10 protein-coding genes are annotated in these 12,432 nt (G+C 72.7%); 3 read left to right on the top strand and 7 right to left on the bottom strand.

Translation table 11 applies throughout. The features are described from left to right. Positions 1 to 116 precede the first annotated feature (116 nt). From GWK15_RS20625 to GWK15_RS20645, 5 genes are all read right to left on the bottom strand, one after another. On the bottom strand, positions 117 to 995 hold the full coding sequence (locus tag GWK15_RS20625) for a 3-hydroxybutyryl-CoA dehydrogenase (RefSeq protein WP_168043272.1): 879 nt from the start codon (positions 993 to 995) through the stop codon (positions 117 to 119). Between the two features lie 113 nt (positions 996 to 1,108). Further along, positions 1,109 to 2,032, bottom strand: a complete 924-nt coding sequence (locus GWK15_RS20630; protein WP_209442325.1) for an electron transfer flavoprotein subunit alpha/FixB family protein — start codon at positions 2,030 to 2,032, stop codon at positions 1,109 to 1,111. Positions 2,033 to 2,034: 2 nt separating this feature from the next. Beyond that, a complete protein-coding gene (locus GWK15_RS20635; protein WP_168043273.1) occupies positions 2,035 to 2,784 on the bottom strand; it encodes an electron transfer flavoprotein subunit beta/FixA family protein in 750 nt (249 codons plus the stop codon). 93 nt (positions 2,785 to 2,877) lie between these two features. Then, positions 2,878 to 3,072, bottom strand: a complete 195-nt coding sequence (locus GWK15_RS20640) for a twin transmembrane helix small protein (RefSeq protein ID WP_168043274.1) — start codon at positions 3,070 to 3,072, stop codon at positions 2,878 to 2,880. A gap of 20 nt (positions 3,073 to 3,092) precedes the next feature. Next, on the bottom strand, positions 3,093 to 4,301 hold the full coding sequence (locus GWK15_RS20645; protein WP_168043275.1) for an MFS transporter: 1,209 nt from the start codon (positions 4,299 to 4,301) through the stop codon (positions 3,093 to 3,095). Positions 4,302 to 4,391: 90 nt separating this feature from the next. On the opposite strand from GWK15_RS20645, the gene GWK15_RS20650 reads away from it, so the two are divergent. The 3 genes from GWK15_RS20650 (at position 4,392) to GWK15_RS20660 (ending at position 9,731) form a co-directional block, all read left to right on the top strand. Then, on the top strand, positions 4,392 to 6,908 hold the full coding sequence (locus GWK15_RS20650; protein WP_168043276.1) for a mechanosensitive ion channel domain-containing protein: 2,517 nt from the start codon (positions 4,392 to 4,394) through the stop codon (positions 6,906 to 6,908). Then, complete coding sequence (locus tag GWK15_RS20655; RefSeq protein WP_168043277.1) at positions 6,908 to 8,422, top strand: M81 family metallopeptidase; 1,515 nt, start codon at positions 6,908 to 6,910, stop codon at positions 8,420 to 8,422. The genes GWK15_RS20650 and GWK15_RS20655 overlap by 1 nt, the downstream gene beginning before the upstream one ends. Positions 8,423 to 8,483: 61 nt before the next feature. After that, on the top strand, positions 8,484 to 9,731 hold the full coding sequence (locus tag GWK15_RS20660) for a hypothetical protein (RefSeq protein WP_168043278.1): 1,248 nt from the start codon (positions 8,484 to 8,486) through the stop codon (positions 9,729 to 9,731). Between the two features lie 8 nt (positions 9,732 to 9,739). Here the strand turns inward: GWK15_RS20660 and GWK15_RS20665 are convergent, their stop codons facing one another. Then, on the bottom strand, positions 9,740 to 11,941 hold the full coding sequence (locus GWK15_RS20665) for a xanthine dehydrogenase family protein molybdopterin-binding subunit (protein WP_168043279.1): 2,202 nt from the start codon (positions 11,939 to 11,941) through the stop codon (positions 9,740 to 9,742). Positions 11,942 to 11,952: 11 nt separating this feature from the next. Beyond that, positions 11,953 to 12,405 carry a (2Fe-2S)-binding protein gene (locus tag GWK15_RS20670; protein WP_168043280.1) on the bottom strand — a complete coding sequence of 151 codons (453 nt, stop codon included), beginning with the start codon at positions 12,403 to 12,405 and terminating at the stop codon, positions 11,953 to 11,955. Between the last annotated feature and the right edge of the window lie 27 nt (positions 12,406 to 12,432).

Consider the following 12,432-nt stretch of genomic DNA (forward strand, 5'->3'; position numbering starts at 1 on the left):
CCCCGCCCCCCCCCGGCGCCCCCCGACGCTGGGACGGGGGGGGGGGCGGGGGGGGGGGGGTGGGGCCGGGTGCCGGGCCTAGGAATGCGCCGCGAGGCGCATTCCGGAACCCGCACTCAGCGCGTCGGCGTCGGCGGGTTGGTCGCGTAGTCGTAGAAGCCCTTGCCCGACTTGCGGCCGAGCCAGCCGGCCTCGACATACTTCGCGAGCAGCGGGGAGGGGCGGTACTTCGGATCGCCCAGCCCCTCGTGCAGCACCTTCATCACCGACAGCAGCGTGTCGAGGCCGACGAAGTCGGCGAGCTGCAGCGGCCCCATCGGATGATTGGCGCCGAGCTTCATGCCCTCGTCGATCGCGGTGACGTCGCCCACGCCTTCCATCAGGGCCTGGATCGCCTCGTTCAGCATCGGGCAGAGCACGCGGTTCACCACGAAGCCGGGCCAGTCCCCGGCGGCGACCGGCGTCTTGCCGAGCTTGCGCGCCAGTGCCTCGACCGCCGCGGCGGTCGCGTCGTCGGTGGCCAGCCCGCGGATGATCTCGACCAGCTGCATCATCGGCACGGGGTTGAAGAAATGCATGCCGATGAAGCGCGCGGGCCGGTCCGTCGCCGCGGCAAGGCGCGTGATCGGGATGGAGGAGGTGTTCGACGCCAGGATGGCGTCCGCCTTCAGCTTCGGCAGAAGACCCGCGTAGATCTTCTTCTTCAGCTCCTCGTTCTCGGTCGCGGCCTCGATGACGATGTCGCAGTCGGCGAAGGCGTCGTTCGTCGTGGTGGTGGCGATGCGGGCGAGCGCGGCCGCCTTGTCTTCGGCCGTGATGATCGCCTTCTTCACCTGGCGGTCCATGTTGCCGGACATGGTGGCCATCGCCTTGTCGAGGGCGGCCTGCTGCACGTCCATCAGCACCACCGGCAGCCCGGCCAGCGCCGAGACATGGGCGATGCCGTTGCCCATCAGGCCTGCACCGATGACACCAACCTTCGCGATTTCAGCCATCTCAGGCCTCCTGATCAGGGTACGAAAAAGAAAACGGGGGGAAGCGAACTTCCCCCCGTGCCACCCAACCTTCCTTGTGATTCCGCAAACAAGGCTGCGGGGGCGCGTTCACGTCACTTGGACAGCTCGGCCTCGAGCTCCGGGACCGCCTTGAACAGGTCCGCCACCAGGCCGTAGTCGGCGACCTGGAAGATCGGCGCCTCCTCGTCCTTGTTGATGGCGACGATGACCTTGCTGTCCTTCATGCCCGCGAGGTGCTGGATGGCGCCCGAGATGCCGACGGCGATGTAGAGCTCCGGCGCGACGATCTTGCCGGTCTGGCCGACCTGCATGTCGTTCGGCGCATAGCCCGCATCGACGGCGGCGCGGGACGCGCCCACCGCGGCGCCGAGCTTGTCGGCGACCGCCTCGAGGATCTTGAAGTTCTCCGAATTGGCCATCGCGCGGCCGCCCGAGATGACGATGCGCGCGGCGGTCAGTTCGGGGCGCTCGGACTTCACGATCTCGGCGCCGAGGAAGCTCGACAGGCCCGGATCGGCCGCGGCCGGCGCGGCCTCGACGGTGGCGGAACCGCCCTCGGCCGGGACCGGGTCGAAGGAGGCGGCGCGGACCGTGATGACCTTCTTCGCATCCGACGACTTCACAGTCGCCATCGCGTTGCCCGCATAGATCGGGCGGACGAAGGTGTCGGCATCCACCACGCCGGCGATGTCCGACAGGATCTGCACGTCGAGCAGCGCTGCGACGCGCGGCATCACGTTCTTGCCCGCGGCGGAGGCCGGGGCGAGCAGGTGCGAATATCCCGGCGCGAGCGCGACGAGCAGCGCCGCGAGCGGTTCGGCCAGCACGGGGCCGTCGCCACCGGTCAGGACCTTCGTCACACCCGGCAGCTTCGCCGCGGCGGCCGCACCGGCCGCGGCGCCGGGGCCGGCGACGAGCACATGCACTTCCCCGAGCTTGGACGCCGCGGCGACCGTGCTGCGCGTGGGCTGGGTGACGGCGCCGTCCTTGTGGTCGGCGAGAACGAGGACGGCCATGATCAGATCACCTTCGCTTCGGTGCGCAGCTTCTCGACCAGCTCCTGCACGGAACCGACCTTCTTGCCGGCCTGGCGCTTCGCCGGTTCCTCGACCTTGAGCACGGTCAGGCGGGGCGTGACGTCGACGCCGAGGTCGCCCGGCTTCACCGTCTCGATCGGCTTCTTGCGCGCCTTCATGATGTTGGGCAGCGAGGCGTAGCGCGGCTCGTTCAGGCGCAGGTCGGTGGTCACGATCGCCGGCAGCTTGAGCGAGACGGTCTCGAGGCCGCCATCGACCTCGCGCGTCACCTTGAGATTGTCGCCGTCCTTCTCGACCTTCGAGGCGAAGGTGCCCTGGCCCCAGCCGAGAAGTGCCGCCAGCATCTGGCCGGTGGCGTTCATGTCGTCGTCGATCGCCTGCTTGCCGAGGATGACCAGCGCCGGGCCCTCCTTGTCGACGATCGCCTTCAGGATCTTCGCGACCGCCAACGGCTCGAGCGTGCCGTCGTGCTCGACCAGGATGCCGCGATCGGCACCCATGGCGAGCGCGGTGCGGATCTGCTCCTGCGCCGCGGAGGGTCCGGCGGAGATGGCGACGATCTCGGTCGCCACGCCCTTTTCCTTGAGGCGCACCGCTTCCTCGACCGCGATCTCGTCGAAGGGGTTCATGGACATCTTGACGTTCGCCGTCTCGACGCCCGTGCCGTCCGCCTTCACGCGGACCTTGACGTTGTAGTCGACCACCCGCTTGACGGGGACGAGGACCTTCATGGCGTTACCGTGTGCCTTCCGGATTGGGCGCACGGCCCGGCCGCGCGCAGGGGGCGGAAAATACGGGGGTGACTTAAGCGGGGCAAGTTGCCCCTACCGTTTCATCACCAGCAGCAGGATGGCAAAGAGGACCAGCGTCAGGGCCTGCAGGCCGATCCGCCATCGCATCAATTTGTTCGACCGTTCCCCGCCCGCCTTGGAGCCGGACATGCCGAGCACGCCCGACAGCAGCACGCCGAGGGTGGCGAGCATGGACAGGGCGACGAGGATCGTCAGGAACGTGACCATGGCGTTCACCTAGCGCGGTTTCAGCCCCTGGCAACAGTCCCCGCGCCGCGGACCAGCGATGCGCCGATCAGGGCGGTGACCACGCAGAAGCCGAAGCCCAGAGCATAGCCGCCCGAGGCCTGGACCATCAGCGTGAAGAGCGGCGGGCCCACCAGCATGCAGGCCCCGAAGACGAAGCCGGCCGCCGCCGTGGTCGCGCCGACCTTGCCCGGTTCGGCGAGGCGCGCGGTCTCGGCCAGGAACACCCCGTTCCAGCCGATCGCCGTCGCGCCCATGCCCATTCCGGCCAGGGTCAGGATGAATCCCGGCCAGCCGGGGCCGGAAAGCAGCAGCGCCAGGCCCGAGGCCGCCGCCGCGATCCCGAGCCCGCGCAGCACCGGCGCCGCGCCCACCCGGTCTGCGACCAGCCCCCAGGCGACGCGCCCCACGACGCCGGCGGCCTGGGCGAGAGCCAGGCGGAACCCGGCCTCGGTCAGCGGCACGCCCAGCGCCTCGACCTGGAAGACCACGAAAAAGGAGGAAAAGCAGAACTGGGAGATGCCGTAGAGCGCCGACATCACCGTCATCCGCCGCAGGATCGGCGCGGTGCGCAGGATCGCGAGGCTGCCCAGCGCCGCCCCCCAGGCCGCCCGCAGGTTGCCGATCGCGGCCGAGCGGTTCCGTTCCGCATCGAGCGGCCCGCGCAGCGGCTGCAGCAGCAGCGCCATGGCCGCCAGCAGCGCCGCGACCGCCAGGATCCCGGCCCGCCAGCCGAAGGCGATGGCGATGACCGGGGTGATGGCCGCGATCAGCATCGACCCCGCCGGCACCCCGCATTGCTTGAGGCTGAAGATCAGTGCCCGCCGGTTGGGCGGCGCCTTCTGGGCCAGCAGGTGGCTGCCGGCCGGGGTGACCGGCCCATGCCCGATGCCGCAGGCGAGCGCCGAGACCGCGAGTGCTGCCGGATGGGCCAGCACCGTCAGGGCGATCGACACGGCGCAGATCGCAAGCCCCCCCTGGAGGACCCGGATCCCGCCGTAGCGGTGGATGAAGGCCCCGGCCAGGGGCCCCGAGATCAGGGCGCCACCATAGACCAGCGCCGTATGCACCCCGGCCAGTGCCGCAGGAATGCCAGCTTCGGCCGCTATCGCGGGGGCGAGGACCGGGACGGCGATGAAGACGCCCATGCCGGCGAGATGCGTGCCCAGCAGGGCGACCATCACGGTCCAGACGGAAGGAGAGTGACTCATGCTGCGGTGCAATGCTGGACCCGGTCCCGCCGATCGGCAACCGGGCTGTCCCGGCTTGACCCGACACGGCCGGATGGGGTCCCTGCCGGCATGACCCGTTTCAACCGGTTCCTCCTCGCGATCCTGTGTGTGCTGGTGGTCGCCTCGGCGGTGCGGCTCGCGGCCCAGACCGTGCCGGTCGAGGCCCCGGAGCCCGAGCCCGCGGAAACCACCGCCCCGGCCACCGTCGCCCCGCCGCCGGCCCCGGCGCCGCCCGCGCGCCCGGCTGCGCCCGCCGCCGAGCCGCGCCGGGCGGCCACGCCGCCGCGCCAGGCCCAGCCGCAGCCGCACACGCCCGCGCCGGCCCCCGCGCCGGTCGCGGCCCCTGCCGCCGGCGTGCCCTCGGGCGAGGCCGAGCGCCTGCTGCGCCTGCTGCAGGACGATGCCCGCCGCGCCGAACTGATCCGCAACCTCCAGGCCCTGACCGCGGCCGCCGGCGGCGCCGCGGCCACCACCGCTGCCCCCGCCCCCGCCGCGCCGGCACCCGCCGCCGCACCCGCCCCGGCGGCCGAGGCCCCGAACGGCGCCGCCCAGCCCGCCACGCCGGACATCCTCGCCCCCAACACGCTGGGGGCCCAGCTGCTGCAGGGCGCCCAGCAGCGGCTGTCGGCCATGACCGAGCAGGTGGTCGGGGCGGCGCAGGCCATCGCGGACCTCCCCTCCCTGTTCGCCTGGGTCTCGTCCATGGCGCGGGACCCGGTGACGCAGTTCCGCGTCATCGACGCCTCGTGGAAACTGCTGCTGGTGCTCGGCCTTGGCCTGTTCGCCGAATGGGCGACCGCGCGGCTGCTGACCCGGGTACGCGACGGGCTCGATTCGCGTGCGCCGGCCGAAGGCGAGGCGTTCTCCTGGCTGCGCAAGGTGCCGCTGGTGGTCGCACGGCTCGGGCTCGACCTGGTGCCGATCGCTTCCTTCGCCATCGTCTCCTACGGGCTGATCGGCGCGGTGCAGCCGCTGCCGACGACCGAACTCGTCATGCTCACGGTCAACAACACCTACATGGCCTCGCGCGCGGTGATGGTGACCTCGCGGATGCTGCTCTCGCCGGCCTCGCCGATGCTGCGGTTGCTGCCCGTGGCCGACGAGACGGCGGCCTACATCACCGTCTGGCTGCGGCGGATCACCTTCGTCCTCGTCGTCGGCTACGCGGTTGCCGAGGCCGGGCTGCAGTTCGGCCTGCCCTGGACGGCGTACGATTCGATCCTGCGCGTCTGCCTGCTGCTGGTGACGCTCTTCCTCATCATCGTCATCCTGCAGAACCGCACCGCCGTGTCGGACGTCCTCCGCGCGCCGGAGGCCGCCGAGGGGACGCATGTCGAATCGGCGCGCCGCTTCCTCCGCGCCGCGCGCGACCGCGCCGCCGAGGTCTGGCACATCCTGGCGATCGCCTGGCTGATCGCCGCCTGGGGCGTCTGGGCCCTGGAGGTGCAGGGCGGCTTCTGGCGGCTGGCGCGCGTCTCGCTCGTGACGCTCGCCGTGCTCATCGTGGCGCGCCTGCTGGACGTCGGCATGCGGCGGGCGCTGGCGCGCGCCTTCCGCATCACGCCCGACCTGGCGCGCCGCTACCCTGGGCTGGAGGCGCGGGCGAACCGCTACCTGCCGATCCTCAAGGGCACGCTCTCCTCCCTGCTTGGCGGCCTCACCGTCCTCCTCCTGCTCGAAGCCTGGGGATTGGACGCCTTCGCCTGGTTCGGCGCGGGCCAACTCGGCAACCGGCTGGTCGGGTCGCTCGCCTCGATCGGGTTCACGCTGGCGATCGCGCTGGCGGCGTGGGAGGCGGCGAATGCCGCCATCCAGCGCCACCTCGAGAAACTGTCGCGCGACGCCAAGGCGGCGCGCAGCGCCCGCGTGCGCACCCTGCTGCCGATGCTGCGCACGGCGCTGATGATCACCATCGTCGTCATCTCGGGCTTCATCGTGCTGACCGAGATCGGGGTGAACGTCGCCCCGCTGATCGCCGGTGCCGGTGTCGTCGGTATCGCCATCGGCTTCGGGTCCCAGACGCTGGTGCGCGACATCATCACCGGCATCTTCCTGCTGTTCGAGGATGCGCTGGCGGTGGGCGACGTGGTGCAGGTCGGCGGCCTGTCGGGCGTGGTCGAGCAGTTGTCGATCCGTTCGATCAAGCTGCGCGCGCAGGACGGCAGCCTGCACATCATCCCCTTCAGCGCCGTGACCACCGTGACCAACATGACGCGCGACTTCGCCTTCGCCGTCCTCGACGTCTCGGTCGCCTATGGCGAGGACACCGACCGCGTGGCCGAGGTGCTGCGCGACATCGCGACCGAGATGCGCGAGGACGTGAAGTGGCGCCCGGCCATCCGCGACGACCTCGACATCCTCGGCGTCGAGCGCCTGGCCGATTCCGGCGTCATCATGCGCGTTCGGCTGAAGACCGAGCCGTCCCAGCGCTGGGCGGTGGCGCGCGAGATGAACCGCCGCATCAAGAAGCGCTTCGACGAGCTCGGCATCGAGATCCCCTATCCGCACCAGAAGCTGGTGCTGGAACGGACCGAGGCGCGGCACCCGGTCGAGACCGGGCCGACTGCCACCGCGGCCGAGGCGTGATGCGGCCGCCGCGCATCGCCCTCGGGGCCTTCATGCTGGAGAGCAACGGCCACGCCCCGCCCGCGACGCGGGCGGAGTTCGAGGCCGCCTGCTGGCTCGAGGGCGCGGCGCTCGACGCCGACCTCGCCCGCCCCGCGCCGCGGGCGCCCACGCCGCTGACCGGCTTCATCCGCGCCATGGATGCCGGCAAGCCCTGGACGCCGGTGCCCCTGCTGGCCGCGGCGGCCGGCGCCTCCGGCCCGGTCGAGCAGGAGGTCTTCGACGACTACGTCCAGCGGCTCGAGGCGGCGCTGCGCGCGGCCCTGCCGCTTGACGGCGTCTTCCTCGCCCTGCATGGGGCGGCGACGGCGACGGTGGAGGTCGACCCCGACGGCGTGCTGCTCGCGCGGGTGCGGGCCGTGGTGGGGCCCGACGTGCCGGTGATCGCGACGCTCGACCTGCATGCGAATGTCTCGCGCGCCATGGTCGACCATGCGGACCTGCTGGTCGCCTACCTGACCAACCCGCATGTCGACATGCTGGCGCGCGGCGCCGAATCGGCCGCGGCGATGCGCGCCATGCTCGGCGGCCTGCGCCCGCGCGCGGGCTTCGTGAAGCTGCCGATGATCCCGCCGGCGACCAGCCAGAACACCGATGGCGGGCCCTATGCGGACGCCATCGCCCATGGCCGGTCCCTCCTCGACCACGAGGTGATGAACGTCTCCATCTCCTCGGGTTTCTCGCTCGGCGACACGCCGAAGAACGGGCTGTCGGTGCTGGTGACGACGCGCACCGATGCCGCGCGCGCCCAGCAGGTCGCGGAGGAGATCGCGCGCTTCATCTGGTCCTCCCGCGGGCGCTGGGTGGCGAGCCTGCTGCCGCTGACGGAAGCGGTGCGGCGCGCGCGCGCGGTGGGCGCGGACCGGCGGGCGGCGCCGCTGCTCTTCGCCGATGTCGCGGACAATCCGGGCGGCGGCGGGCGCGGCAACACCACCTGGATCCTCGAGGCCTTCCACGCCGGCGGGGTCGAGGGCGCCGTGCTCGGCGTCTTCAACGACCCGGAACTCGCGGCCGAGGCGCATCTCCTCGGCCCCGGCGCCGCCTTCACCGCGCGCTTCAACCGCGCCGAGACGCATCCGCTCTCCCACGCCTTCGCGGCACCTGCGGTGGTCGAGGCGCTGCACGACGGGCACATCACCGGGCGGCGGGGCATCTATGCGGGGCGCGAGGTCGACCTCGGGCCAATGGCGCTGCTGCGCCTGGGCGGGCTGCGCGTCGCGGTCGCGACCAACCGTCGGCAATTGTGCGAACCCGCGATGCTCGAGGCGCTCGGCGTCGACATCGTGCAGGTGCGTAGCCTGGTGGTGAAGTCGCGCGGGCATTTCCGCGCCGGCTTCGACGAGCACTTCACCGCCGACCGCATCCTCGAGGTCGACGTGCCGGGGCTCACGACGGTGATGCTGGACCGCGTCCCCTGGCGGCAGGTGCCGCGGCCGATCTGGCCGCTCGACCCGGCGATGGAGTGGGTGCCCTAGCCGCTCATCCGCTTGGACAGGGTGGGCGCCGCGCGGAATACTCCCGGACGGAGGAACCGCGATGTCCTGGCTTGCCGCCATCTTCCTCGGCCTGCTGACGGGCGCCATGGCCGCGATCTATGCGGGCTTCGTCGCGGACCTCGCGGTGCCGTGGCTGCGCATCTCCTCCTTCGAGGGCGGCTCGGGCTACTTCGTGCTGGCCATGGGGCTGCTCGGCTTCCTGGGTGGCAGCATCGCGGGCGTGGTGGTCTGCCGGACGCTCGGCGGGCCCGGCGGAGAGGGCGCGCTGCGCGGCTTCGGCTACGCCGTGCTCATCGTGGGTGGAATCATCACCGCTGCCGGAGGCTGGGCCTGGACGCAGCGGGACGTGGCGCCCGAGGTGGCCGGCGGGCCGATCGACCTGGCCCTGGAACTGCGCCTGCCGCGGGGCGTGGAGCCCAGCGAAAACGCCTACGCCTACCTGCAATCCGGCCCGCGCGGGCGATCGGGCGGCGGCAGCCTGGACCGCAACGCCGCCCGACTGGAGGATGGGCGCTGGATCCTCCCGGGCCGCGTGCGCGTCACGACCTCCGAAGGGGACCGGCGGATCGTCGCCGGCGAGGTCGGCGTGTCGGCCTGGAGTTTCCCGATCCCGCTGCCGGCGCGACCGGCAGCACTCGAGGACGCCTTCGGGCCCTGGATCGCCGCGGACAATGCGACGCAGCCGGACGGCCCGCCCGAGCTCCGCTACCGCGTCGTGCGCCGCCCGCCCCCGGCCCCGCCGCCGCCTCCCGAACCGAGCGCCGAAGCACGCCGCCGGGCCGACTTCGCTTCCCTGCCCGCCGACGCGCCGACCGTGGCGCTGCTCGGCTTCGTCAATGCGGTCTGGCAGGACGAGGTCTCGGCCGCCGCCTTCCGCGCGGCCCAGGCGCGACCGGATTTCCTGGTCGCGCTGACGGCGCGCGCGGCCTCGCCCAGCCATGACGAGGCGCGTGACGCGATGTACGCGATCGGCGCCATGCGACCTGCGCCGGCGGAACTCGCCGATGTCGTCCGCGCTCGCGCGGCCGAGGTCATCCGCATCGCGGAGTCCATCGACCCGGCGGCCGAGGACAGCCGCGATCGCCTCTATGCCGAGGCGCATACGCTCTCGACCGGCGTGGTCGCCGCGGCCTTCGGTCTGCGCCGCGCCGGGATCGACATCTCGCCGGAGCTGCGCGCCATGGCCGCGGCCTGCCGCCCGCGCGAAAAGGCGCCGCCCCACGCCATCGCGGATTCCGCGGAGCGCGTCGCGGCCTATGTCGGCCAGGCCGCGCCGCAGGGTCTGTAGGAATGGCCTCAGCCGGCGCCGATGCGCGTCCGGCTGAAGGGCAGGCTGCGGATCCGCTGGCCGGTTAGGGCGAAGACCGCGTTGGCGACGGAGGGCGGCACGCCGGGCGTGCCGGGTTCCCCGATGCCGCCCATCGGCGCGCCGCTTTCGACGACGCGGACATGGATGCGCGGCATGCGGTCGCGGCGCAGCACGGGGTAGGTATCGAAGTTCCGCGTCGCGACCTCGCCGCGCTCGAACTGCACCTCCTCGGCCAGCGCGGCCGAGAGGCCGATCGCCGCGGCGGATTCCACCTGTTCCGCGATGGTGCGCGGATTGACCGCGCTGCCCGGGTCGATCGCGATCCAGAGGTCGTGGACCACCACCTCGCCGTCGCGGGCGGAAACCTCGGCGATGGTCGCGACCTCGGATCCGAAGGGGGAGGCGAGGGCGACGCCGCGCGCCCGGCGCGTGCCGTCCGGCGCGTCATAGGGGCCGCGGCTCCAGCCGCCCGACATGGCAGCCACCGCATCCAGCAGCGCGCGATGGCGCCCCGGATCGGGCAGCAGCGCCGCGCGGAGCGCGAAGGGGTCCTTGCCGACCGCCTCCGCGACCTCATCGAGGAAGCATTCGAGGAAGAAGTCGTTCATCGAATGCCCGACCGAGCGCCAGAAGCCGAGATTGACCCCTGGCGGATGCGGCACCGGCACGAATTCGACGCGCTTCGCGGGGAAGCGGTAGGGCTTGCCGGTCAGGCCTTCCATGATCGAGCCGTCGACCGGCGGCGTGCCGAGCGCGGCGGCGCCGAAATGCCGCGTCATCGGGCCTTCGCCGTAGCCCGCGGCCTGGAAGGCCACGACCTCGCCCCGCGCGTCGAGGCCGGCACGGAAGGTCGCGAAGGCCAACGGGCGATAGGCGTCGCGGGCGAATTCCTCCTCGCGGCTCCAGATCACCTTGACCGGCTTGCCGGTCGCCTTGGCGAGCTGGATCGCCTGCAGATGCGCGTTGGCGGTGCCGTAGGCGAAGTGCCGGCCGAAGAAGCCGCCGAGCGGCGGGGAGTTCAGCCGCACCTGCGCCGGGTCGAGCTGCGCCGCGCGCGCGGCGCTGGCCTGGAACTGGTCCGGCGCCTGGTTCGGCACCCAGAGGTCGAGCGTGCCGTCCGCATTGAAGCGCGCGGTCGACGAGGCGGGCTCGAGCTGCGCATGGGCAAGGTAGGGCGCGTCGTACTCCGCTTCGATCACCCGCGCGGCGCCGGCCAGGGCGGTCCGGATGTCGCCCGCTTCCTCGGCCGTGTTGCCCGGCGTGCCGGCGGCCGCCTTGAGCCGGCCGAGCATGGCCGAAGCGGTGAAGTCGCCGTCCATGATCGGGCCCTGCAGCGCGGCCCAGGCGACCTGCGCCTGGTCGATGGCACGCTTCGCCCGCCACCAGGTGTCGGCGACGACCGCGATGGCGCCAGGCAGGCGATGGACGGAATGCACGCCGGGCAGGGCGCGCAGCGTGGCCTCGTTGGTCACCGCGGCCGGCTGCGCGCCGGCGCGCGGCGCGTGAAGCACGGCCGCGAGCAGCATGCCCTCGACCTTCACGTCGATGGCGTAGGTGACGCGCCCGGTCGCGCGGGCCCGTACGCCAAGGCGCGGCAGCGGCTGGCCGATCAGCCGGAACGCCGAGGCCTCGCGCAGCGGCACCTCGGCGGGCGGGGTCAGCGCCGCGGCGGCGGTGGCGAGCTCGCCATAGGGGATGGCGCGGCCGGATGCCGCATGGACCACGCGGCCCGGTTCGGTCGCGAGCGACGCCGCGGGCACGCCGAGCCGCGCGGCCGCGGCCTCGACCAGCATCGCGCGCGCCGTCGCGCCGAGCGTGCGGAAGTGCAGATAGGAGGAGCGGACCGAGGAGGAGCCGCCGGTGTAGCGCGCATGGCCGCCGGCCTGGAGGCGGAAATCCTCCCCGGGCGGGGCGCAGGTCACGGTGAAGCGCGCGGGATCGGCGTCGAGTTCCTCGGCGACGATCTGCGCGACCGCCGAATCGATGCCCTGGCCGCCCTCGATGAAGGGGTTCTGCAGGTGGATCGCGCCGTCGGGCGCGATGCGGAGATAGGCGCCCACGCGTGTCGCGCGCCGCTGCGTCGCCCCCGCGCCCTGTGCCCGCGGCGCCCGCCCCGGCAGGGCGATGCCGAGCACCAGCCCCGCGCCCAGCAGGCCGCGGCGCGAGAGGTTGGCCGGCCGCTGCCGCATCGAGGGGCCGCTCACCCGGCCTCGGCCGCCGCGGCGATCGCGCGGCCGATGGCGTTGTAGGTGCCGCAGCGGCAGATGTTGGTCATCGCGGCCTCGACCTGCTCGGGCGTCGGCCTGGGCGTGGCCGCGAGCAGGGCGGTCGCGGCCATGACCTGGCCGGACTGGCAGTAGCCGCATTGCGGCGCCTGCTCCGCGACCCAGGCGGCGACGACGCGCCGTCCGACGGGGTGCTCCTCGATCGCCTCGATGGTGGTGACGCGCCGGCCGGCGGCGGCCTCGAGCGTGATGGAGCAGGCGCGCACCGCCTCCCCGTCCAGCAGCACGGTGCAGGCGCCGCACTGGGCGATGCCGCAGCCGTACTTCGTGCCGGTCAGGCCGAGCTGTTCGCGCAGGATCCACAGCAGGGGCGTGTCCGCCTCCGCTTCGACTCGCTGCACCGTTCCGTTGACGTTCAGTTCCACCATCGCGCCGTCAGGGGTCCCCTTTCACGA

Origin of the sequence: Neoroseomonas oryzicola (assembly GCF_012163135.1) — a bacterium.
GTDB lineage: Bacteria > Pseudomonadota > Alphaproteobacteria > Acetobacterales > Acetobacteraceae > Neoroseomonas > Neoroseomonas oryzicola.